This window comes from Fulvimarina thalattae, assembly GCF_040239565.1.
GTDB lineage: Bacteria > Pseudomonadota > Alphaproteobacteria > Rhizobiales > Rhizobiaceae > Fulvimarina.
The window spans coordinates 318511-339285 of record NZ_JBEHWS010000003.1 but is presented as its reverse complement, the minus strand read 5'-3'; the positions used below and the strand labels follow the sequence as shown (position 1 = coordinate 339285).

General features: G+C 60.5%; 20 protein-coding genes, 1 tRNA gene, 1 rRNA gene, 1 other RNA gene and 1 pseudogene. 12 read left to right on the top strand and 12 right to left on the bottom strand.

Annotation, left to right across the window (positions count from 1 at the left end; all coding sequences use genetic code 11):
* From rrf to ABRA89_RS06335, 4 genes are all read left to right on the top strand, one after another.
* A 5S ribosomal RNA gene (rrf, locus tag ABRA89_RS20420) occupies positions 1-78 on the top strand; the annotation flags it as partial.
* 341 nt (positions 79-419) lie between these two features.
* The gene (locus tag ABRA89_RS06345; RefSeq protein WP_349940598.1) at positions 420-1295 is read left to right on the top strand and encodes an SDR family oxidoreductase; all 876 of its coding nucleotides are present in this window, start codon (positions 420-422) and stop codon (positions 1293-1295) included.
* Positions 1296-1398: 103 nt separating this feature from the next.
* Positions 1399-1785 (top strand): hypothetical protein, encoded by a 387-nt coding sequence (locus ABRA89_RS06340; protein ID WP_349940597.1) that lies wholly within the window; start codon positions 1399-1401, stop codon positions 1783-1785.
* Entirely contained in the window at positions 1775-2389 is a 615-nt protein-coding gene (locus ABRA89_RS06335) for a GNAT family N-acetyltransferase (protein WP_349940620.1), read from the top strand. The genes ABRA89_RS06340 and ABRA89_RS06335 overlap by 11 nt, the downstream gene beginning before the upstream one ends.
* A gap of 227 nt (positions 2390-2616) precedes the next feature.
* Here the strand turns inward: ABRA89_RS06335 and ABRA89_RS06330 are convergent.
* Positions 2617-2691: transfer RNA gene (locus ABRA89_RS06330), tRNA-Val, on the bottom strand.
* Between the two features lie 109 nt (positions 2692-2800).
* Positions 2801-3166 (bottom strand): cell cycle two-component system response regulator CpdR, encoded by a 366-nt coding sequence (gene cpdR, locus ABRA89_RS06325; protein WP_349940596.1) that lies wholly within the window; start codon positions 3164-3166, stop codon positions 2801-2803.
* A gap of 221 nt (positions 3167-3387) precedes the next feature.
* Here cpdR and ABRA89_RS06320 point away from each other — a divergent pair, with 221 nt between their 5' ends.
* A complete protein-coding gene (locus tag ABRA89_RS06320) occupies positions 3388-4287 on the top strand; it encodes an N-formylglutamate amidohydrolase (protein ID WP_463671258.1) in 900 nt (299 codons plus the stop codon).
* Positions 4288-4476: 189 nt separating this feature from the next.
* On the opposite strand, the gene hemH is transcribed toward ABRA89_RS06320, so the two are convergent.
* From hemH to ABRA89_RS06290, 6 genes are all read right to left on the bottom strand, one after another.
* Positions 4477-5538, bottom strand: a complete 1062-nt coding sequence (gene hemH / locus ABRA89_RS06315; RefSeq protein WP_349940595.1) for a ferrochelatase — start codon at positions 5536-5538, stop codon at positions 4477-4479.
* 282 nt (positions 5539-5820) lie between these two features.
* Complete coding sequence (locus ABRA89_RS06310) at positions 5821-6186, bottom strand: hypothetical protein (RefSeq protein WP_349940594.1); 366 nt, start codon at positions 6184-6186, stop codon at positions 5821-5823.
* A 185-nt stretch (positions 6187-6371) separates the two neighbouring features.
* Complete coding sequence (locus ABRA89_RS06305) at positions 6372-6806, bottom strand: nuclear transport factor 2 family protein (protein ID WP_349940593.1); 435 nt, start codon at positions 6804-6806, stop codon at positions 6372-6374.
* Positions 6807-6908: 102 nt separating this feature from the next.
* The gene (locus tag ABRA89_RS06300) at positions 6909-8354 is read right to left on the bottom strand and encodes a homospermidine synthase (protein WP_349940592.1); all 1446 of its coding nucleotides are present in this window, start codon (positions 8352-8354) and stop codon (positions 6909-6911) included.
* A gap of 258 nt (positions 8355-8612) precedes the next feature.
* Positions 8613-8750 carry a hypothetical protein gene (locus tag ABRA89_RS06295; protein WP_349940591.1) on the bottom strand — a complete coding sequence of 46 codons (138 nt, stop codon included), beginning with the start codon at positions 8748-8750 and terminating at the stop codon, positions 8613-8615.
* Positions 8751-8991: 241 nt separating this feature from the next.
* Entirely contained in the window at positions 8992-10821 is a 1830-nt protein-coding gene (locus ABRA89_RS06290) for a M3 family oligoendopeptidase (RefSeq protein WP_463671257.1), read from the bottom strand.
* 230 nt (positions 10822-11051) lie between these two features.
* On the opposite strand from ABRA89_RS06290, the gene ABRA89_RS06285 reads away from it, so the two are divergent.
* Complete coding sequence (locus ABRA89_RS06285) at positions 11052-12488, top strand: sigma-54-dependent transcriptional regulator (protein WP_349940589.1); 1437 nt, start codon at positions 11052-11054, stop codon at positions 12486-12488.
* Between the two features lie 384 nt (positions 12489-12872).
* A complete protein-coding gene (locus ABRA89_RS06280) occupies positions 12873-14423 on the top strand; it encodes a peptidoglycan L,D-endopeptidase MepK (protein WP_349940588.1) in 1551 nt (516 codons plus the stop codon).
* Between the two features lie 135 nt (positions 14424-14558).
* Here ABRA89_RS06280 and ABRA89_RS06275 read toward each other — a convergent pair whose 3' ends face one another.
* The 4 genes from ABRA89_RS06275 to ssrA form a co-directional block, all read right to left on the bottom strand.
* Positions 14559-14801, bottom strand: coding sequence for a ribbon-helix-helix domain-containing protein (locus ABRA89_RS06275; protein WP_349940587.1), 243 nt, complete (start codon positions 14799-14801; stop codon positions 14559-14561).
* The gene (locus tag ABRA89_RS06270) at positions 14798-15022 is read right to left on the bottom strand and encodes a DUF4169 family protein (protein ID WP_349940586.1); all 225 of its coding nucleotides are present in this window, start codon (positions 15020-15022) and stop codon (positions 14798-14800) included. The genes ABRA89_RS06275 and ABRA89_RS06270 overlap by 4 nt, the downstream gene beginning before the upstream one ends.
* 18 nt (positions 15023-15040) lie before the next feature.
* Complete coding sequence (locus ABRA89_RS06265; protein ID WP_349940585.1) at positions 15041-15610, bottom strand: SspB family protein; 570 nt, start codon at positions 15608-15610, stop codon at positions 15041-15043.
* A gap of 56 nt (positions 15611-15666) precedes the next feature.
* Positions 15667-16042: a transfer-messenger RNA gene (gene ssrA, locus ABRA89_RS06260) on the bottom strand.
* Positions 16043-16558: 516 nt separating this feature from the next.
* On the opposite strand from ssrA, the gene ABRA89_RS06255 reads away from it, so the two are divergent.
* The 5 genes and pseudogenes from ABRA89_RS06255 to ABRA89_RS06235 all read left to right on the top strand — a co-directional run bounded on the left by ABRA89_RS06255 (position 16559) and on the right by ABRA89_RS06235 (position 20696).
* Positions 16559-17353, top strand: a complete 795-nt coding sequence (locus ABRA89_RS06255; protein ID WP_349940584.1) for a thymidylate synthase — start codon at positions 16559-16561, stop codon at positions 17351-17353.
* A complete protein-coding gene (locus tag ABRA89_RS06250; RefSeq protein WP_349940583.1) occupies positions 17350-17889 on the top strand; it encodes a dihydrofolate reductase in 540 nt (179 codons plus the stop codon). The genes ABRA89_RS06255 and ABRA89_RS06250 overlap by 4 nt, the downstream gene beginning before the upstream one ends.
* 223 nt (positions 17890-18112) lie before the next feature.
* On the top strand, positions 18113-19309 hold the full coding sequence (gene hflK / locus ABRA89_RS06245) for an FtsH protease activity modulator HflK (protein ID WP_349940582.1): 1197 nt from the start codon (positions 18113-18115) through the stop codon (positions 19307-19309).
* Positions 19309-20169: pseudogene (hflC, locus tag ABRA89_RS06240) on the top strand (protease modulator HflC); the annotation flags it as partial. The gene hflK and the pseudogene hflC, both read left to right, overlap by 1 nt.
* A gap of 341 nt (positions 20170-20510) precedes the next feature.
* Positions 20511-20696: a DUF2065 domain-containing protein gene (locus ABRA89_RS06235; RefSeq protein ID WP_349940581.1), complete on the top strand. Its 186-nt coding sequence runs from the start codon at positions 20511-20513 to the stop codon at positions 20694-20696.
* Positions 20697-20775: the final 79 nt, after the last annotated feature.

Here is a 20775-nt window from a genome sequence, read left to right as displayed (position 1 = left end):
TTCCGAACTCGGCCGTGAAACGCGCCAGCGCCTATGATACTTCGTCTCAAGACGCGGGAAAGTCGGTCGCCGCCAGGTCCGCCAAACGCAGAACAAAAAACCTTCTTCACAACAACAACAACACACCACACCGCATGCAAACGCCCCGCCGCAAAAACGGAGGGGGCTTCTATGCGTTCGGGGGGCAGGTTAACCGTGATCATTCGCGCCGAAACATGATGCGGCGACACGCACGAACGGAGCGTGAGCCTATACGGGGATAATAACTCAACGAGTTCAGAGGCCTCATACTGCCTCAAGAAGCCATACCCTATCCATTTGACCTTTCGCGGCCCAGACTCGCCTTGGTGCTTTCGGTCTTGCCGTAGGATCACGACCGATCCAGGTTGTGGGTGATACCGGATCGGAGAGAACGAGCGATGGCGCCATCAAGTCTTAACGGCAAGACGATCTTCATGTCTGGCGGATCGCGCGGCATCGGCTATGCGATCGCGCTCAGAGCCGCGCGAGATGGGGCTAATGTTGTGGTCGCTGCAAAGACCGACAAGCCGCATCCCAAATTGCCTGGGACGATCCACAGCGCAGTGGAAGACATTGAGGCCGCCGGCGGGCAGGGGCTCGCGACCGTCTGCGACATTCGGGACGAGGATCAGGTCAAGGCCGCCGTCGAGAAGGCCGTCGAGCGCTTCGGCGGTATCGATATCTGCATCAACAACGCCTCCGCGATTCAGCTGACAGGAACGCTCGAAACCGAGATGCGGCGCTACGACCTGATGAACGAGGTGAATGCGCGAGGGACGTTCCTCGTCTCGAAGACGTGCCTGCCACATCTGTTGAAGGCGGATAATCCGCATATTCTCAATCTCGCGCCGCCGCTCGACATGAATCCAAAATGGTTCGCCAGCCATACGGCCTACACGATGGCGAAGTTCGGTATGTCCATGTGCACGCTTGGCATGGCGGCCGAGTTCAAGGAGCAGGGGGTCGCCGTCAATTCGCTCTGGCCGCTCACGGCGATCGACACAGCGGCGGTCCGTAATGTTCTCGGCGGCGATCAGATGGCGAAGATGAGTCGGAGCCCCGAGATCGTTGCAGATGCCGCCCATGCCATTCTCACCCGTCCATCGCGGGAGACCACCGGAAATTTCTTCATTGACGAGGTGCTCCTTCGCGAGGAGGGCGTGACGGATTTCTCGCGCTACGGACCTGAGGGCGGCAGCGATCCTGTTGCCGATTTCTTCGTGCCGGACGCGGTTTTCGACAGCCTGCCGACCAAGGTTCGGCAAATGTTGTGAGCCGTCCCCGGCTGCTACCGAAACGCGAGTGATAAGCCTTGACGCAGCGTTCCATCGCCTTCAATCAGCAATGCAAGCACTCTTGACGCTCGGAGAACTGATTTTGGCCCGGAATTTCCTTCTCATCGTCCTTGGCCTTGCCGGACTCTCCAGTCTTTCCGCCTGCGTGACTGCGGGCAGTGGTGACACGAGCCCGCAGAGCCTCTCCGAGCGCTGGACCGGCAAAGAGGCCGATGCTTTCTTCAACCAATATGGCAGCCCCTTCGCCGAGTATGGCGAGCGCAATGGCGGCGTGCGCTACACATGGCGCAAGCGCTATGTCGTTTCGTCAGCTGTCGCGGGTGAGGCTTCCGAGGTGCGTGTCTGCGAGATCGATCTTCTGACCGACGCCAACGACCGCATCCAGTCGATCGGTGCCACCCGCAATTCCAAGATCCGCGACGACGAGACGCCTTCCTGTGAGGGTGCATTCGGTGCCGATGCCGCCTAAAGGCGAAAATCCAACCATTCGGCGCCTCGCAGACGATGCTGTGCTCGACGTTCTCGACGACGTCGCACGGCTGAGGATCGCGGTCTTTCGGGCCTATCCGTATCTCTATGATGGCGATCTCAACTACGAGACCGAATATCTGAAAACATACGCCGAGTCCGATGGCGCCGTGGTGATCGTGGCGAGGTCGCCAGAAGGGACGATAGTCGGCGCTTCGACGGCTGCACCTTTGTCCGACCATCAGCCACAGCTGGCCGAGGCCTTCGCAGAACACGGCATCGATCCGGACGAAGTCTTCTATTGTGCCGAATCGGTGCTGCTTCCCGAATGGCGCGGCTATGGAATCGGACACGCTTTCTTCGACGAGCGAGAGGCGGCCGCGCGGGAGCAGGGCTATTCCACCGTTTCGTTCTGCGGCGTCGTGCGGCCCGACGACCACCCGATGAAGCCCGATGATTACCAGCCGCTGGATGGCTTCTGGATGAAGCGCGGCTATCGCCGTGTCGAAGGGATCGAAGCGCCGATGTCCTGGCGTGATATCGGCGATGAAACCGAAACGGAAAAGCCCATGCAGTTCTGGCTGCGGCGGCTCGATTCGAACTGATAAGCCTGTCGTCTATTCTGCACTGGGTACCAACTGAACCTGATGATCTCAGATAAAATCTTCGCCTGAAATCGCCTTCATCGGCATGGTGATGTCAGACACGCCACCCGGCCCGTTTCAACCAGCGCTTCTTTCAACTCGCAGTAAACAGAAATGTCTTCGCCGAACCATATGAGGTTCGACCGGCACGACCGGTTTCGGTCTCATCAGACTTTGTCAGTGAAGGATGGTGGGCGTGACAGGGATTGAACCTGTGACCCCTTCGATGTCAACGAAGTGCTCTCCCGCTGAGCTACACGCCCATCCGACGCAGGCGATAGACCATAGGCCTTAGTCCCGGTCAATAGGGTCCGGCGGGAAAATTGTGGTCCGCCGGACGATAGAGAAATTGTTCTCCCGTGGAGCCTGAGATCAGGCCGCGTCTTCCAGCATGCGGCCGACCTCGTCGACGAGTTCGCGCAGGTGGAAAGGCTTGGAAAGGATCTTGGCGTCCTTCGGAGCCTTCGAATCGGGATTGAGCGCGACCGCCGCGAAGCCAGTGATGAACATCACTTTCAGGTCAGGGTCGAGTTCGGTGGCGCGGCGCGCCAGTTCGATGCCGTCCATTTCCGGCATCACGATATCGGTGAGGAGAAGAGAAAACGGTTCCTCGCGAAGTCGCTCATAAGCGCTGCCGCCATTGTCGAAGGAAATGACGTCGTAGCCGGCGCGCTCCAAAGCCTTCGCCAGGAAACGGCGCATGTCGTTGTCGTCTTCCGCCAGAAGGATTTTAGTCATCGTCTCGTTCCAGGTTATTCAGCCGGCAGCGCCTGCGAAAGCGTGCCTTGTCCTCGATCCGCGTATATAACAGAACGCCGACCTAAAACCTAAAGAGATTGGAACTCTACGGTTAAAAGGCTATTTTCACGCAAGCTCCACGGGCGGCCGCGAAAACGGAAGCGACCGCTCACCTATCCGCGTCTGCCGACGAGATCAGACGTTCGTCTGAAGAGGCTTAGTTGAACTCCATTCCGACCATCACTACCCGCGAAGGCGAAAAGCCCGCCTTTGTGATCCGCAGGCCGGACCAGGTGACGACGCCGCTGATATTCTGTTCGCCGCACAGCGGACGGGACTATCCCTCTTCCTTCGTCGAGAACTCCCGGCTGCCGACCCATCTGATCCGGCGTTCGGAAGACCTGTTCGTCGACGATCTCTACGGTTTCGTCACCGATCTCGGGGCGCCGATGATTGCCGCGCAGTTCCCGCGGGCCTTTCTTGACGTGAACCGCGAGCCATACGAGCTCGATCCAGTGATGTTCGATGGGCCATTGCCGGAATACGTCAACACGCGCTCGGTTCGCGTCGCGGGCGGTCTCGGAACAGTCCCGAAGATCGTCGCGGAGAACACGGAGATCTATCGGGGCCTGATGAGCGTGGATGAAGGGCTCGACCGTATCGAGACATATCATCGCAGCTTCCACGATGCAGTCGGGGGGCTGATCGCTGAGACGAAACGCATTCATGGCATTGCGATCCTCGTCGACTGCCATTCGATGCCGTCGAATATCAAGCCGATTCCGGGCGCACGGCGCTCGGATATCGTCATTGGCGACCGCTATGGAACGAGCGCCGCAGCGCGGCTCGTCTCCTTCGTTACATCGAGCTTTTCCAGAGCCGGCTACGACGTCATGCGGAACAAGCCCTATGCTGGCGGATACATTACCGAGCGATACGGGAGGCCGGCGATCGGGGAGCATGCGCTGCAGGTGGAGATCTCGCGCGCGCTTTATTCTGACGAAGCCGATTTCAGCAAAAGCGGCGAGTTTCCGAAGCTGGCCCACGATCTCAAGACGATCTTTTCCTGGGTGTCGCAAAAGGTGCGCGAAACCTATCCCGGCTCGATCGCGGCAGAATAGCGCGAACCACGAGACTGCACGCCACGTCCGCCAGGCGTGGAGGATGCCATGAAGCGCTGAACGCATGGTTCGGGTGAAACCTCGGCCGAGGGACTGCAAAGCGCTTTCCAATGCTTCCCGATTTCTCGAGAAGCGATTCGACAACCTGCTATGTGTCCCGGCGGTCGGGCGTTGTGAGAGGACGGTCGATCAGTCCACCCAGCCTTTGAGTTCGCGGCGGACCATCGATTCGATCACGTCCATGCCGGGTTCTGAGTCGTTGAGGCAGGGAATGTGCGTGAAGTTTTCGCCGCCGGCCTCGTGGAAGATTTCGCCCGCTTCGCCTGCAATCTCCTCCAGCGTTTCGAGACAGTCCGATACGAAGCCCGGATTGAAGACGGCGATGTTCTTGATGCCCTCCTTGGGGAGCGCTTCTACCGTCTTGTCCGTATAGGGCTGGAGCCATTCCTCCGGGCCGAAGCGAGACTGGAAGCAGGTCATCAGCCGTCCGGGTTCCCAGCCGAGCCGGGCTTCCAGAAGACGCGACGTCTTCTGGCAGTGGCAGTGATAGGGGTCGCCCTTCCTGAAGTAGCTCTGCGGAATACCGTGATAGGAGGCGATCACGCGCTCTGGCACGAAGTCGAGGGTCGAAAGATGGCTCTCGATCGATTTGGCGAGCGCGTCGATATAGACCGGCTCGTCGTGATAGGCCGGCACTGTGCGCACAGCCGGCATCCAGCGCTGCGCCATCATGTGCTCGAAGAACTTGTCGTTGACCGTCGCCGTGGTCGAGGCAGAGTATTGCGGGTAGAGCGGGAAGACCAGAACGCGCTCGCAGCCCTGTTCCATCAGCGCGTCGGTGCGCTCGGCGATCGAGGGCTGGCCATAGCGCATCGCCCAGTCGACGACGACGTTCTGATTCATCGCCATACGCTGCGCGAGCTTTTCGCCCTGGGCCCGGGTGAACGTGCGCAAAGGCGACTCGTTCTTCTCGTTGTTCCAGATTTCGGCATAGGCCGCGCCGGATTTCTTCGGCCGCGTGTTGAGAACGATGCCGTAGAGGATCGGGTACCAGGCGATCTTGGGCCATTCGATGACCCGGCTATCGCTCAGGAATTCCTTCAGATACCGGCGCATCGGCTTGAAGTCGGTGCCGTCCGGTGTGCCGAGATTGACGAGCAGAACCCCCACTTTCGGCGTGCGGACCACGGGATGGTCTGCGGGGAGGGGGCCGATGGCCCGATCGGCCATGGTTTTCGTCAACGCGTTCATCACATCAGCCTTTGCGCATGCTGGTCGAAAGCTGCCTGGTGGTATCCCGTCAGGGATGCAGCGGAATTCATGAAATCTGGAGTCGATCCAGAGCATTAAGCCAGCCCGATATAATCAATTCGCCGCACGATGAAACGTGGCGAAGTCGCGCAAAGGCTTGAAAAGTCCGTCCAGTGTTTCCGTGAACGGCAGGCATTGCGCAAACCAAAAGCGGTACTGCATGAAAAAAGCACGCCAGAATTGAATCTGGCGTGCCTCGAAAACTACTTGATATCTGGGCGATCAGGCGCGCTGAAGCTGGAACCGGTTTCCTGTCGAGGTCGCACAGGAGAGCGTGTTCGGGGCGGTCTGGTTGCAGTTGGCGGCAACCTGCGTGTCGCGCGTCGTCGGCGAATAGACGATGCTGATCTGGCCCGGTCCGAGATTGGAATAGGTGCCCTGCGCAAGAACGGCGCCGGTGCCCTGTTCTGTCGAAGTGAAGCGGCCCGCGTTGAAGTTCGCCGTGTAATTTACAGCCCCGCCAACCGAGCTCCAGCGACCCTCAACACCCTGCGGGCCCTGCGGCGGTAAATCTTCCCCACCTCCTAGCTGACAAGCCGAGACGAAAACGGTCGAGACGAGTGCTGCGGAGAGCGCGATACGACGCATGAACTATGAACCCCTCATGTCTATTGGGCGGTGCGTCCGAAACGCGGCTCCGCAATTCCGGACAATCTTAAGCAATTCTTTCCAATCGCGTGAAGAGGAAATGCCGCGGCTCCACAATTGTGGTTAACGAATCAAGCTGAAGTCCGTGGACTCGAATTTTGACGCGAGATTGAGCGCGCGCCTTTTCAGCTCTTCCGCCTTGGTAGCACCGAGTGGATCGCGCTGACGGTCTCCAGCGACTTGATGCGGTCGTCGCTCGCAAAGCTGAACCAATACATTGTTGTGCCGGTGACGATGGTTTTGGTGTTTTCGTCACGCCGCGACCAGTCGCAACGGCTCGCGGCTTCGTCGTCTTCGCAGACGAGGCCGCGCGTTTCGTAAGACATGTAGCTCGCGCGTTTCATGAGTTCCTGGAGGAACGCGCTCGTTTCCTCCTCACCCGCCAAATGGAATTCACCTTCCATCCGCTCGAACCAGGGTGCGTCGATCACGCCCGCATTGCTTCGCTGGAGAAAGACGGCACCCGGATAGAATCGCCTCGCAATGGAGCCGATCTCGCCGGTCATCACTGCGCGCATCACGTCTTCAGCGGCGCGTCTGCGTTCGTTCAGATCAGCCATCGACTCCACACTTCAGCAATCTGGGATACACCGCTCCGCTGTTGTTTTCATTAAACGCCGGCACGGCTGCCACACAGAAACTCCCGGCGTCTTGTGCGGTTCCTAGCGGACCAGGATGTTGCGAAACTGCCAAGGGTCGCTTTCGTCGATATCCTCCGGGAAAAGACCCGGCCGATCGGTGAGCGGCGTCCAGTCGGTGTAATAACCTTTGACCGGCCCGAGATAAGGCGTCTGCACTTCGAGACAGCGCTTGTAATCCATCTCGTCGGCTTCGACGATGCCGGCTTCCGGGTTCTCCAGCGCCCAGACCATGCCGGCCAGGACCGCCGACGTTACCTGGAGTCCGGTCGCGTTCTGATAGGGCGCGATCTGCCGCGTCTCGCCAATCGAAAGCTGCGAACCGTACCAGTAGGCATTGCGGTCGTGGCCGTAGAGGAGGACGCCCAGTTCGTCGATGCCGTCCATGATCTCGTTTTCGTTGAGAACATGCAGCTGGCTTTGCGTCTTGCCGGCCGCGCCGAAGAGTTCGTGCAGCGACAGAACCGCATCGTTCGCCGGATGGTAGGCGTAGTGACAGGTCGGCCGGAAGGTGACCTCGTCCTTCTTGTTGCGATGGGTGAAGTAGTCGGCGATCGAGATCGATTCGTTATGGGTCACCAGGAAGCCATACTGGGCGCCGGGCGTCGGGCACCAGGTGCGGACGCGCGTGTTGGCGCCGGGCTGCTCCAGATAGATTGCCGCCTGATTTCCCTTCTTGTGGCTCTTGGCGTTCTTCGGCTTCCACTTTTCGTGTGTACCCCAGCCGAGTTCCGCGGGCTGCATTCCTTCGGAGAGGAAGCCCTCGACGGACCACGTGTTCCAGAAGACGTCCATCGGCTTCGGATTATAGGCGCGCTGAGTGTCGCGCTCGGCGATGTGGACGCCCTTGACCCCAGCCTTCTTCATCAGCTTGGCCCAGCCATTGCGATCGTCGGCGGTGGGCTCGTCGAATTCGAGGCCGACTGCGTTCGCGACATCGACCAGACCCTGCTTGACGAACCACGAGACCATACCCGGATTTGCGCCGCAGCAGGAAACGGCTGTCGTGCCGCCCGGCGCTCTCTTCTTTTCCTTGCGCACGGTCTCGCGCAGGGCATAGTTCGTGCGGTCGGCGTTCGACATCGTCTTGTCGAAGTAGAAGCCGAGCCAAGGCTCGACGACGGTATCGATGTAGAGGACACCCAGCTCCCGGCAGAGCTTCATCAGGTCCAGCGAGGAGGTATCGACCGACAGGTTGACGCAGAAGCCCTGGCCTTCGCCTTCGGTGAGCAGCGGGCTGAGCAGCTCGCGATAGTTCTGCTTGGTCACCGCCTGATTGACGAAGCGGATGCCGCGCTGATCGAGCAGTTGCCGATCGGCGTCGTTCGGATCGACGACGATGAAGCGCGACGGGTCGTAGTTGAAGTGACGCTCGATGAGGGGGAGCGTGCCCTTGCCGATCGAGCCGAAGCCGATCATCACGATGGGGCCGGAGATAGAGGCGTGGGTCGGGTAATCGGGATGGGCCATCGCGTAAGGCTCCTCTCATCGCGTCCTGTCGAGCCATGCGGGGGAGACCGCACGGTTTTCTAGCGGCCCGGCTAACGGGTTTTCGTAGAGAAGGGAAGAGTGGAAGGCCGCATTGCAGCTTCGCATTACTGTAAGGGGAAGGGCGTGATGCGTACGAATGCCGTCAGAGGTGCGTCCATCTCTCAACGCAGGCCCAGCTAGGAAGGCGCGTCGTCGAGGCGACGGATTGCTTGAGCTTCCAGTCGCGCAAAGCCCCGCTTACGAGTGCGCATCTCGCTCGCGATTTTCGGCCATGATCCGAGCCATCATCCGGCGTGTGTCGAGGTGGACGAAGAACGAAAGGATCAGCGCTGCGATAGGCATGGTCGTCAGGTAGAAAAGCGTTTCAATCGTCATCTTTATCCAAGCCTTTCAGTGTTCGGCTTCCCGAATCATTTGGTGCAAAACTGACCGCCGTACAAACAACGAGGCCCAGCGCTATCGAACTTGGTGCTGCTTCGGGAGAGGTGCCATAAAGATAAGCGGCGAGAGGCGCCAAGCCGCCGCTCGCGAAGACCGCGATCGCCAGCCCGTCGAATTAAGTGACCTTTGAGTTTCAGCCGCTCTTCATCCGACCAGTCTCACTGGTCAGGTTGCTTCAGTCCATCTTTTCCAGTTCATCGATGAAGCCGGAGATCATCTGGAGACCGCGCGACCAGAATGCCGGGTCCGAGGCGTCGAGGCCGAAGGGCGCCAGAAGCTCCGAATGATGCTTGGTGCCGCCCGCCTTGAGCATCTCGAAATACTTGTCCTGGAAGCCCGTCTGGGCGTTCTCATAGACCGAATAGAGCGAGTTCACGAGACAGTCGCCGAAGGCGTAGGCATAGACGTAGAACGGCGAGTGGATGAAGTGGGGCACGTAGGTCCAATACGTCTCGTAGCCGTCGCCGAGGCGCACGGCAGGTCCGAGACTGCGGCTCTGCACCGACAACCAGATCTCGCCGATCCGTTCGGAGGTGAGCTCGCCCGAGCGCCGTTCCTCGTGAAGGGCGCGCTCGAACTGATAGAACGCGATCTGGCGGACCACCGTGTTGATCATGTCCTCGACCTTCGAGGCGAGAAGCGTCTTGCGCTCTTCCGGGGTCTTCGCCTGCGCGAGAAGCGAACGGAAGGTCAGCATCTCGCCGAAGACGGAGGCGGTCTCAGCAAGCGTCAGCGGAGTTGCAGCCATAAGCGCTCCCTGATCGCCCGCAAGTACCTGATGGACGCCATGGCCAAGCTCGTGCGCAAGGGTCATCACGTCGCGTGGCTTGCCCATATAGTTGAGCAGGACATAGGGGTGGACGCTCGGGACGGTCGGATGGGCGAAGGCGCCCGGCGACTTGCCCGGCCGCAGCGAAGCGTCGATCCAGCTTCTGTCGAAGAATCGCTTGGCGATCTCCGCCATATCCGGCGAGAAGCCCGAATAGGCCGAAAGAACGGTCTCCCGTGCGTCGTTCCAGGAGATGTCGCGGCGCTTGGCATTCGGCAACGGCGCGTTGCGGTCCCAGAAATCGAGCGCGTCGAGCCCCAGCCATTCCGCCTTCATGGCGTAATAGCGATGTGAGATCGACGGATAGGCTTGGGTCACGGCCGTCGTCAGGGCATCGACCACATCCCGCTCCACCCGGTTCGCGAGATGGCGGGAGTCGGCGACATCCTCGAACCCACGCCAGCGGTCGGCAATCTCCTTGTCCTTGGCAAGCGTGTTGGTGATCAGCGTGAAGGTACGCAGGTTGCGGGAGAAGACGTTGGTGAGCGCGGCAGCGGCCTTGCGGCGCTTGTCACGGTCGTCGTCCTGCAGAAGGTTCAAAGTCGACTCGAGGGCGAGATCGTCGCCGTCGACGGTGAAGCGCAGGCTCGTCAGCGTTTCGTCGAAAAGACGGTTCCAGGCTCCTGCGCCGGTGATGCCCTTCTCGTGGAACAGCTCCTCGACCCGGTCTTCGAGTTGGAACGGCTTGTCCTTCCTGAGGTCGACCAGCCACGGGCGGTAATGGGCAAGCTGAGGCTCGGCCTCCATGGCATTGTCCATCACCGCATCCTCGATGCGGTTCAGTTCGAGCGTATAGAAAAGGAGGTTGGTCGAGATATCGGTGACCGTCCCCTGAATGTCGCCGTAGAACTTCGCGCGCACCGGATCGGAGGTATCGCCCGCGTAGATCAGTCCGGCATAGGAGATGATTCGCCCGAGCAGCTCCTCCAGTTTTTCATAATCGCGAACGGACTGCGCAAGGGCGGCGGGGTCGCTCTTTGCAAGCTCGGTCAGCTTGCCCTTCCAGTTCTCCTTGAAAAGTGCCGCGTCCTGCCGGGACCGATTGAGATCGCTCTGAAGCTCGGGCGAGTCCATCGACGGATAGAGATCGTCGAGGCTCCATTCGGGAAGATCCGACGTGCCGACGGATACCGTCTCGGCGGCGGAGCTAACGGACATGGAGAAGCGGTGCGTCATGGGCAGAGCCTGATCGTTTCGTATGAAGTTCGGCGAAAAGCCAAGGCTCTTCGCGCGCGTCGCCCTTAGATAACGGCTCCCATGTTTTTCGCCAGTTCCGAATTTCCTTCAATTCGAGCGAATTTTCTCAGTCAAAGTTTGCCGCGTTTCTTGAGAGGGCCTTCAGGGCCTGCGTGCCAGTTTGGGGCAACCCCGCGCCAGAAGGGGACAGTCAAACAGGGACATCGACAATGGCACGACAGGTTTTGGTGGTCGACGACGATCCCATCCAGCGGCGGCTTCTCGACGCCCAGATCTCGCGCATCGGCCTTCAGCCGATCCATTGCGACGGCGGACGAGCGGCGCTCGACGTTCTCACAGGCCCGAAGGCGCGTGATGTCGCGGTCGTCGTTCTCGATCTCCTCATGCCGGACAAGAGCGGCTCGGAGGTGATGGCGGAGATGCGCAAGCGGCGCATCGAAATCCCCGTCGTCGTGCAGACAGCCAAGGATTCGGTGGAGACCGTCGTTGCGGCGATGCGGTCCGGCGCCTTCGACTTCGTAGTGAAGCCCGTATCACCCGATCGCCTGCGGACAGCGCTCACCAGCGCCCTGCGCATGCTCGATACGCGTCCGAATCCGATGCGTGTTCCCGCCAATCTGCAACAGGCGAATCTGCCGGAACCGATGGCCTCGGTAGTGGCAAGCGCGGCCAAGGCCGCGCGATCTGTCATACCGGTGCTCATCGGCGGAGAAACCGGCGTCGGCAAGGAATGGATCGCCCGGGCCATCCAGAACTGGGGCCCGCGCGAGAACAAGCCCTTCGTCACAGTCAACTGCGGCGCCCTGCCGTCCGATCTCGTCGAAAGCATCCTGTTCGGTCACGCGAAAGGCGCCTTCACCGACGCCGCACGAGAGCATATCGGCAAGTTTCGCGAGGCCGATACGGGTACGCTCTTTCTCGACGAGGTCGGTGAACTCAGCCCCGCGGCCCAGGTCAAGCTGCTGCGCGTGATCCAGGAAGGGCTCGTCGACCCGGTCGGTGCCGACGGGCCGGTCAAGGTGGATGTCCGCATCCTGTCCGCGACCAATCAGTCGCTGATAGCCGCCGTCGCTGAAGGGCGGTTCCGGGAGGATCTCTTTTACCGGCTGAACGCTTTCGAGCTGAATGTTCCGCCGCTTCGGCAGCGGCGCAAGGAGATTCGTAGTCTGGCGCTAGACTTTCTCCAGCGCTTTTCCGAAAGCGAGCCCCAGTCGCCCGCCCGACGGTTTTCGCCGGCCACGCTCGACCTGCTGGAGGGCTTTGACTGGCCCGGGAATATCCGCCAGCTTGAAAACACGGTTCACCGCGCCGTCGTCATGGCGGAACACGAGACCCTTCAACCGGGTGACTTCGGTGCGCTGCTTCTCGCGAACGAGGCCCGACAGGCCACCGACAAGGAAAGCGCGCCCGCCCGTCCTTTGGCGATCGACGCAACGGAAGGTGCGTTGCCGATTCCCGACGGAAACAGCGACCTCCTGCGCGATGGGCGAGGTGAACTGCGAAAGCTCGACGAGATCGAAGCCGACATCATCCGCATCGCTCTCGACCAGTACAACGGACATATGAGCGAGGTCGCGCGAAGGCTGGGAATCGGGCGCTCGACGCTTTACCGCAAGCTGCGCGAGTACAAGATCACCGCGCCTTGAAAGCGGTCTCGTCGATCCTCCTGCTCAAGGCCAATCTTGCGTTTCAAGCAGGACAGATTTTATCGCTTTCCAGCTGAGAATCCGGCTTTTCCGGCCGGTCTCTCGATGGGGCATGTGCGAGTAAATTTTTGCTGCGACGCGAAAAATAAATTCCGCCGCCGCCGGCTGTCATCCGTATTGTCATGATTTCGGGATGTTCGGGATATTTTAACCTTTACCCGACCTTAACTCTTCTCCAATAAAGTCCAAAAATGCGGCCAAGGTGTCATTCTTATGCCGCAGTTCACAGCGAACTGTGTCGCTAAGGATCGCGGCAATCCGCTGACGTAACGGTGTCTTGGGGGATACGAGACACCGGAACGCTCGATCGGAAGGGGATGGGCTTTGAAATTTGCAACCACCGCCGTGCGCGTGCGCCATTGGGCATTCGCCATAATCGCATGCGCCATAGTCTTCGCCGCCTTCGGGCCTGCGACGGCATCCGCAGAGACGCGAACGCTCAAATTCTACAATCTGCACACCAAGGAGCGCGGCAGCTTCGCCTACAAGCGAAACGGTCGCTACGTGCAGAGCGAGGTCAAGAAGATCAACTGGTTCCTGCGCGACTGGCGTCAGGGCAAGGCCACGACTATGGACCCGCAGCTCCTCGATCTTCTCTGGGAAGCGTATCGGCAGGCTGGTGCGCGGGATTACATCAACGTCGTCAGCGGCTATCGCTCCCCAGCCACCAACGGCATGCTGCGCCGGACACGTGGTGGGCAGGCCAAGAAAAGCCAGCACATGGTCGGCCGCGCGCTCGACTTCTTCATTCCGGGTGTGAAGCTCTCAACGCTCCGCGCGATCGGCCTGAAGATGCAGGTCGGTGGCGTCGGCTACTATCCGAAATCCGGGTCGCCCTTCGTCCATTTCGACACCGGTAACGCCCGTCACTGGCCGCGCATGAGCCGCCGCGAACTGGCGTCCGTCTTCCCGAACGGCGGAACCGTCCACGTTCCCTCCGACGGCAAGCCGCTTCCGGGCTATCAGCAGGCACTCGCCTCCTACAAGCAGCGCCGGGCGGCGGGCGATCTTCAGGTCGCGAACGCCTCTTCGTCTTCGGGCGGCGGCAAGACGTTGCTCTCCATGCTCTTCGGCGGAGGTGCCGACGAGGAAGAGGATAACGCCGAAGCCTATCAGGCACCCACCCAGGTTGCCCGCGCACAGCCGCAGCCACAGGCTCCCGTCGTAGCCAGCGTCGTTCCGACATCCAGGCCGAACCGTCCGGCACCTCAGCCAGCAGCCGTCGCCATGCTCGATGCGGGCTTCGACACCAGCCGCGACCGGCGTAATGACCCGTCCGCCGCGGTCAACGGAGAACTCGAAGAGAGCCAGCTCGCCTCTCTCGAACCGAGCAATATCCCGTCGCCGCGTTGGGCACCTTCACGCGCGGTTCCGGCGACCGTCGAGAACGACACGCCGGAACGGGTTGCGCCTTCGCCTGACGCCACCGCCGCAATGATTGCTGCGCTCGAAAACCAAGCAGAGGACGAAAAACGGATAGGCTCGGAACTTGCCTACGCGGTTCCGACACCGAGTGGACGGCCCGCCTTCAACTCCGTCTTGAAGGATCAGGTCGCGGCCGTTGTCCCGAAGGACGCGCCGAAGGCGCCGCCTGCGATGCGCCAGGTTTCTCTGCCGCAGCCCAAAGTTCGCCCGGCACAGCAAGCCGCCGCGCAGGAGTCGAATGCGACTCGACCCGTTGCGGTCGACAACAAGGCTGTGAGCGCCGTGACGGCAGCTTTGGAAAAGAAGTCGCCGATCGCCGACAAGGGCGGATGGCCGCTTCGCTCGCTGCGATCCGGCCCCGACCGCACGAAGAGCCGCGCTCCGCTCGTCAAGATCGAGAGCGAGGAAGACATCAACGCTCGCATCGAAGCTGCGGTCTCTTTTGAATAAATCCGAGACCCCCGATCGGGCTTGAAATCTGAAGGTTCAAAAGAAAAACGGCGTTCCTCCGGGAGCGCCGTTTTTCTTTATGTCGATGTCCCAGATAGAAGCGATGGCCCAGTCGGACTGACCCAGAATGCAATCTCAAGGTCGGGGCGCTTCGCCGACGTCTTTTTCCAGCCGCCCGAGCGCTTCTTCCAAAATATGGACGCGAAGAGCCGATGAGAGATTGACGGTCGCATTCCGCGTCTCGTCGATTTCAGCAACGAGCTCGGCAATGCTCATGGCTTGTTCTTCGGCGAGATTGTTCAACCTTCGCCAGAAGGCTTCTTCAAGGGTGATGGACGTGCGGTGACCACGGATCGACAAAGATCGCTTGACGGTCACGCTGGATCATCCGGCAAATCGGTTTCGTCCCGACCGCAGGTCTTGTCCGTGGAAAGCTTGTGGCCGTCGAGCGCCTTCTCCGCCTTAGTCTTGCGGGCTTCCTCAAGTGATCTGAGGGCGGGCGGTGTTCCGAATTTCACGCGATTGTCTGCTGCCTCAGCCTCGCGGTCATCGCGGGCCTTTGCCTTGCGGGCGCGTCTCAGATTGACGATGTCGCCCATTGCTCAAACCGCATGAGATCAGGTCTTCTTACGGAAGGCGTCGAGCGAAACGACCTGGGCATCCGCGCGTTCCTCATCGCCCTCGTCGTCGTTCGTGCCGTCAACCGCCGATGAGGCCGTGCCGGCCTTCTCGCGCATCGGAAGTGGTGTCGCCGAAAGCGCGCCGCCGGATGGCTTGTCTTCGTCCTGCGCCACCAATTCTTCGGCGTCGTCGGAATTGGCCGCTTCCGCGCCGCGCACGTCGAATTCCAGCTCGAAATTGACCGAGGGATCGTAAAAGCCGCGCACGGCAGAGAATGGTACGAGCAGCTTCTCGGGAATATCGGAGAAGGAGAGCCCGATCTCGAACGAGTTGTCCGTGACGTTCAGATCCCAGTACTGATGCTGAACCACGATCGTCATCAGATCCGGATACTTCTCGCGCAAACGCGAGGAGATGCGCACACCCGGCGCGGATGTGAGAAAGGTGATAAAGAAGTGGTGCTCGCCTGGCAGGCCGGTTTTCGCCACCTCCCCGAGCACTTTCCGAATCACCCCGCGAAGGGCGTCCTGTGCAAGTACGTCGTAGCGGATGAGGTCTTGGCTCATGCCATGGTCCCGGTCTCGAAAGTCGTCCGTGACGCCTTAGCAGGCGCCGAAAGAAAAGTGGAGGCTTCTGTTGCCAGGCGCCTCCGAGCCCCGCCTAGGAGTGCGAACCCCCAGGGCTTGATTCGAAGCTATCGCACCGCTTACGCGGCGAGACGTGCTTCCGCATAGTTGTCGTTTGCAACTATTGATACGGCCCGATAACGGCGGAACCATTCCGAGCAAAAATTCGATCTTTACGCCCTCGTCGATCCTATTTCGCCCCCGCCACGTCTCATCAAGCCCGCCTGGTCGGCGGTCACTCATGAGACGTGGTGGAGGCGCCGGGTACCGCCCCCGGGTCCGAAAGGTTTATTGCATCGAACGTTTATCGCCATAGCCGGAGCAAGTCCGGCACCGGGGAATATAAGAGGGAACCTCCAGCGTGAAAAGGGCAAAAGCCGGCGCTGAATTTTCGACCCTGTTCCGCAAGGAAATTCTTTGGCGCTCACTCCACTCCAAAGCATTGTATGGGCGCTGGAAGAGGGGCGCATGCGGAATACGACGAAAAACTTAAGCTTTACGTAGCGGGCCCTGAGGAAGAGCAGATCGAGTGGTTGGAAAAGCGCTTCGCTCTCATTCTGAGAAAACCCGATACGTCGATGGTTTTCGCCGCCGACAAAAAGGAGGTCCATCGGGCCGTGCGTTGGCTTAGAAGACCTGTTGATCCTTTAAGGACTATACCCACAACTCCGTCGAAAAGACGCTGAAGGAGATAAAACGACGGAACAAGAACCGGCTCGTGGTCTACTATCCCGCTGCGGAAAAGCTCGCAGAATCTCGGAAAATTCGACCAGATCTGACCGCGAATTCCGCCGGCGCCCGTCTGGACTCGCGCGGCCATAGTCGGCAAAACCCTCACGATCGATCGCGGGCGCGTCCCGTTTCGTCTGGACGAGAGTGAGCGTCGCCGTGCGGCAATATCTTGATCTTCTGGCCCGTGTGCTCGACGAGGGCACCGATCGGCCCGATCGAACCGGAACGGGCACCCGTTCGGTCTTCGGCCATCAGATGCGGTTCGACCTCGAAGAGGGGTTTCCGCTGCTGACGACCAAGAAGCTGCACATCCGCTCGATCGTCCACGAGCTTCTCTGGTTCCTGAAGGGGGACACGAACATCGCCTATCTCAAGGCGAACGGCGTTCGCATCTGGGACGAATGGGCCGACGAGAACGGCGATCTCGGTCCGGTCTATGGAGCCCAGTGGCGCTCCTGGCCTGATTACGACGGCGGCACGATCGATCAGATTGCCGGGGTCCTTCACGCGATCAGGAACAATCCGAATTCGCGACGGCTCATCGTCACGGCATGGAATCCCGCCCTCGTCGACGACATGGCGCTGCCGCCGTGTCACTGCCTGTTTCAGTTCTACGTCGCCGGCGGCAAGCTCTCCTGCCAGCTTTACCAACGGTCTGCGGATATCTTTCTCGGCGTGCCGTTCAACATCGCTTCCTATGCGCTGCTGACGCATATGATGGCCCGGGCGTGTGATCTCGCCGTCGGTGATTTCGTCCATACGCTCGGCGATGCGCATCTATATGCCGATCATTTCGAGCAGGCACGGTTGCAGCTGTCACGAACGCCTGGTCCGCTTCCGATACTCAAGCTGAACCCCGAAATCCGCGACCTCTTCAGCTTCACCTTCGAGGATATCGAGATCGAGAACTACGAAGCGCAGCCGCATATCGCGGCGCCGATCGCCGTATGAGCTTTCAATATCGCACCGAACTCGTCGCGGTCGTCGCGGCCGCCAGGAACGGTGTCATCGGTGCCGATGGCGGTATGCCCTGGTCGATCCCGAGCGATCTGAAGCGCTATCGCCAGCTCACCATGGGCAAGCCGATGATCATGGGGCGCAAGACCCTCGAATCGATCGGCAAGGTGCTCGACGGACGCGACTCGATCGTTCTCACGCGCGAAGACAGCTTGCCGGTCGAAGGCGCGATCATTGCAAACGGGCCCGAAGACGCGATGGCGAAGGCGATCCAGTGTGCCATGAACAGGCGCGCCAACGAGATCGCCATCGTGGGCGGTGCTGAGATCTATCGCCTGTTCTGGGACCGTATCGACCGGATCGCCCTGACTGAGGTCGACGCCGAACCGGAAGGCGATGCGGTGTTTCCGCCCATCGATGACGATGAATTCAAGCTTTTGTCAGAAGAAGAATGGATGCGCGGCGATCGGGACTCGGCGGCGACCCGCTTCAAGTCCTACGCGCGAAGACATGTCGTGAATCAAGATTAATGATTTGCAATCAAGTCTATCGGCAAGTCTCCACAAGACGATCGGCCGCTTCCCGGCCGCAATCGTGCCCCGAAGGTCTTCGATCTTCCACCACATCCGACGCGCAAAACGGTCGCGGGCGCGTTGAAAGCAGAATATGCAACTCTTATAAGAACCAACAGACGGTTTAGAGCGAGCGGCGCGTCCAGCCCCTTCGCACTTTTCATCAATTGAAAGGACTTCGATGCCTTGGAGCAATCAGACCGGTAACGGCGGTTGGAAAGGTGGCGGCGGGAGCGGCGGCCCTTGGGGTCAGCGTCCGCAAGGCCCACGCCCTGGCGGCGGCGGTGGCGGCGGCCCGAACAACAGCCCCGATCTTGAAGACATTCTGCGCCGCGGCGGCGACCGGTTGAAGCGGGTGATGCCTGGCGGTGGTGGCGGTACGAGCGGTGGTGCGGCCGCGATCGTGCTTCTCGTTGTCGTCCTCCTTGGCATCGGTTGGCTTTTCAAGGCCGTCTACACGGTCCAGCCTGATGAGGTCGGGGTCGAAATGCTGTTCGGCAAGCCCAAGCAGGAGCTCGCTCAGCCTGGTCTGCATTTCATCATGTGGCCATTCGAGACTGTCGATACCGTTCCGGTGGTGGAGAGCCAGATCACGCTCGGCTCGAGCCAGCGCGGAGAGGACTCCGGTCTGATGCTTTCGGGCGACCAGAACATCGTGGATGTCCAGTTCGCCGTTCTTTATCAGGTCGATAACCCGCAGAATTTCCTCTTCAACGTCCAGGACCCCACCTCCATGGTGCAGCAGGTCTCGGAGAGCGCCATGCGAGAAGTCGTCGGGCGTCGGCCGGTGCAGGATGTCTTCCGCGACGATCGTGCCGGTATTGCCGAAGAGGTCCGCGAGATCACCCAGAGCACGCTGAACGAATACGGGACCGGTATCCGTATCAACGGAATTTCGATCGAGGACGCCGCTCCGCCACCACAGGTCGCCGACGCCTTCGATGAGGTTCAGCGCGCCGAACAGGACGAGGACCGCTTCATCGAAGAGGCAAATCGCTATCGCAACCAGCAGGTCGGTCAGGCTCGCGGAGAGGCGGCTCAGATTCGCGAGGATGCTGCTGCTTACAAGAGCCGTGTTGTTCAGGAGGCCGAGGGTGAGGCCCAGCGTTTCTCCTCGATTCTTGAGGAATATGCCAAGGCGCCGGACGTGACCCGCAAGCGTCTTTTCCTGGAGACCATGGAAGGCGTCCTGCGCGACTCCAACAAGATCATCCTCGAAGGCGATGCCGGCGGCCAGGGCGTCGTTCCCTATCTGCCGCTCAACGAATTGCAGCGCCAGAACGCCAATTCGAACGGCAACGGCCAGAATAACGGCACGAATACTTCGACACCGCGGACAAGTGCGAACAGCCGCTCGGTGTCGGGAGGGCCCAACTGATGAACCGACTTTATGCCTTGATCGCCGTCGTGGCGGTCGTCGTCCTGCTGGTCTGGAATTCGATCTTCATCGTCAACGAGAAGGAGCAGGCGATCGTCCTGCGCTTCGGCGAGATCCAGCGTGTCGCTGAAGAACCGGGCCTTTATTTCAAGCTGCCCTTCGGCTTTGCCGGTGCGGACAACGTCCAGATGCTGCCGGATCGTCTGCTTCGCTTCGATCTCGACGATATTCGCGTCCAGGTCTCCGGCGGCCGCTTCTACGTGGTCGATGCCTTCCTGGTCTACAACATCGCCGATGCGGCGCGCTTCCGGCAGACCGTGTCGGGCTCGATCCCGCAGGCAGAACAGCGGCTGCGGACCCGTCTCGATGCAACGCTGCGCCGCGTCTATGGTCTGCGTGGTTTCGAAGCAGCGCTTTCCAACGAGCGCGGCGAGATGATGCGGCAGGTGCGCGACGAGATCGTCGAGGACGCCGCATCTCTCGGTATCCAGCTCACCGACGTGCGCATTCGGCGTACCGATCTGACCGACGAGGTCTCCGAACAGACCTATGAGCGGATGCAGGCCGAGCGTCTGGCCGAGGCCGAACGTCTGCGGGCGCGTGGTCAGGTTGCTGCCCGCGAGATCCGGGCTGGCTCGGATCGCGAAGTGGTCGAGACGGTTGCCGCGGCGCGTCGCGACGCCGAGATCCTTCAGGGTCAAGGCGATGCCGAACGCAATCGCGTCTTCGGTGAGGCCTACGGTGCTGACCCGGAATTCTTCAACTTCTATCGCTCGATGAGCGCTTACCGTCAGGCTCTAGAAAATTCTGGCACGACGCTGGTGCTTTCGCCGGACTCGGAATTTTTCCGTTACTTCCAGAGCGATAGCGTTCAGGAATCAGGCTCCGGTGATTCAGTCAGCCCGAGCGATCTGCCGGAACTGCCCGAGATTGAGCAGGAGTCGTCGTCGAACGACGACGCTGCTGCCGACGAGGATCAGCAGGCTCAAACGAACCAGCCGGCCTCCGAGCCTGAAGATGCCGCCGGCGGAGAACAGACCGGCGCGGTGTCGATCCCGACTGACAGCACCACGCCGGACGAGGGGTCGACGACGCCCGGCGCCGCCGAGTCAAGCGGTGACGATGCCGCGACTGCTGAGACCGGCGCGTCCGGTTCGGCCAGTGACGAACCGGCGTCCGCGCCCCAGGATAGTGCCGTTCAGTGACGGACTTTCTTACCGCCCTCGGTCTCCTTCTGGTGATCGAGGGCGTCGTCTATGCAGCGTTCCCCTCACTGGTGAAGCGACTCGCAGCCGAGGCATCGCAATCGCCAGAACATTCGCTTCGCATCGGCGGCCTGTGCGCAGCCGTCGTCGGATTCGGCATCGTCTGGCTCCTGCGCCACTAAGCGATTGCCCGCACGCCTTGCGTGACATGCCGCCACGCTTTCTTCGCACATTTGTTTGATTCTACGATTGAACCCGGTG

What these genes read in the sequence shown, in the direction of transcription:
- ABRA89_RS06270 (WP_349940586.1), bottom strand. Translation starts at nt 15,022, where the DNA reads ATGGGCGACATCGTCAATCTGAGACGCGCCCGCAAGGCAAAGGCCCGC.
- ABRA89_RS06300 (WP_349940592.1), bottom strand. Translation starts at nt 8,354, where the DNA reads ATGGCCCATCCCGATTACCCGACCCACGCCTCTATCTCCGGCCCCATC.
- ABRA89_RS06310 (WP_349940594.1), bottom strand. Translation starts at nt 6,186, where the DNA reads ATGCGTCGTATCGCGCTCTCCGCAGCACTCGTCTCGACCGTTTTCGTC.
- hemH (WP_349940595.1), bottom strand. Translation starts at nt 5,538, where the DNA reads ATGAACGCGTTGACGAAAACCATGGCCGATCGGGCCATCGGCCCCCTC.
- cpdR (WP_349940596.1), bottom strand. Translation starts at nt 3,166, where the DNA reads ATGACTAAAATCCTTCTGGCGGAAGACGACAACGACATGCGCCGTTTC.
- ABRA89_RS06265 (WP_349940585.1), bottom strand. Translation starts at nt 15,610, where the DNA reads ATGAGCCAAGACCTCATCCGCTACGACGTACTTGCACAGGACGCCCTT.
- ABRA89_RS06285 (WP_349940589.1), top strand. Translation starts at nt 11,052, where the DNA reads ATGGCACGACAGGTTTTGGTGGTCGACGACGATCCCATCCAGCGGCGG.
- ABRA89_RS06345 (WP_349940598.1), top strand. Translation starts at nt 420, where the DNA reads ATGGCGCCATCAAGTCTTAACGGCAAGACGATCTTCATGTCTGGCGGA.
- ABRA89_RS06295 (WP_349940591.1), bottom strand. Translation starts at nt 8,750, where the DNA reads ATGACGATTGAAACGCTTTTCTACCTGACGACCATGCCTATCGCAGCG.
- hflK (WP_349940582.1), top strand. Translation starts at nt 18,113, where the DNA reads ATGCCTTGGAGCAATCAGACCGGTAACGGCGGTTGGAAAGGTGGCGGC.
- ABRA89_RS06290 (WP_463671257.1), bottom strand. Translation starts at nt 10,821, where the DNA reads ATGACGCACCGCTTCTCCATGTCCGTTAGCTCCGCCGCCGAGACGGTA.
- ABRA89_RS06305 (WP_349940593.1), bottom strand. Translation starts at nt 6,806, where the DNA reads ATGGCTGATCTGAACGAACGCAGACGCGCCGCTGAAGACGTGATGCGC.
- ABRA89_RS06250 (WP_349940583.1), top strand. Translation starts at nt 17,350, where the DNA reads ATGAGCTTTCAATATCGCACCGAACTCGTCGCGGTCGTCGCGGCCGCC.
- ABRA89_RS06335 (WP_349940620.1), top strand. Translation starts at nt 1,775, where the DNA reads ATGCCGCCTAAAGGCGAAAATCCAACCATTCGGCGCCTCGCAGACGAT.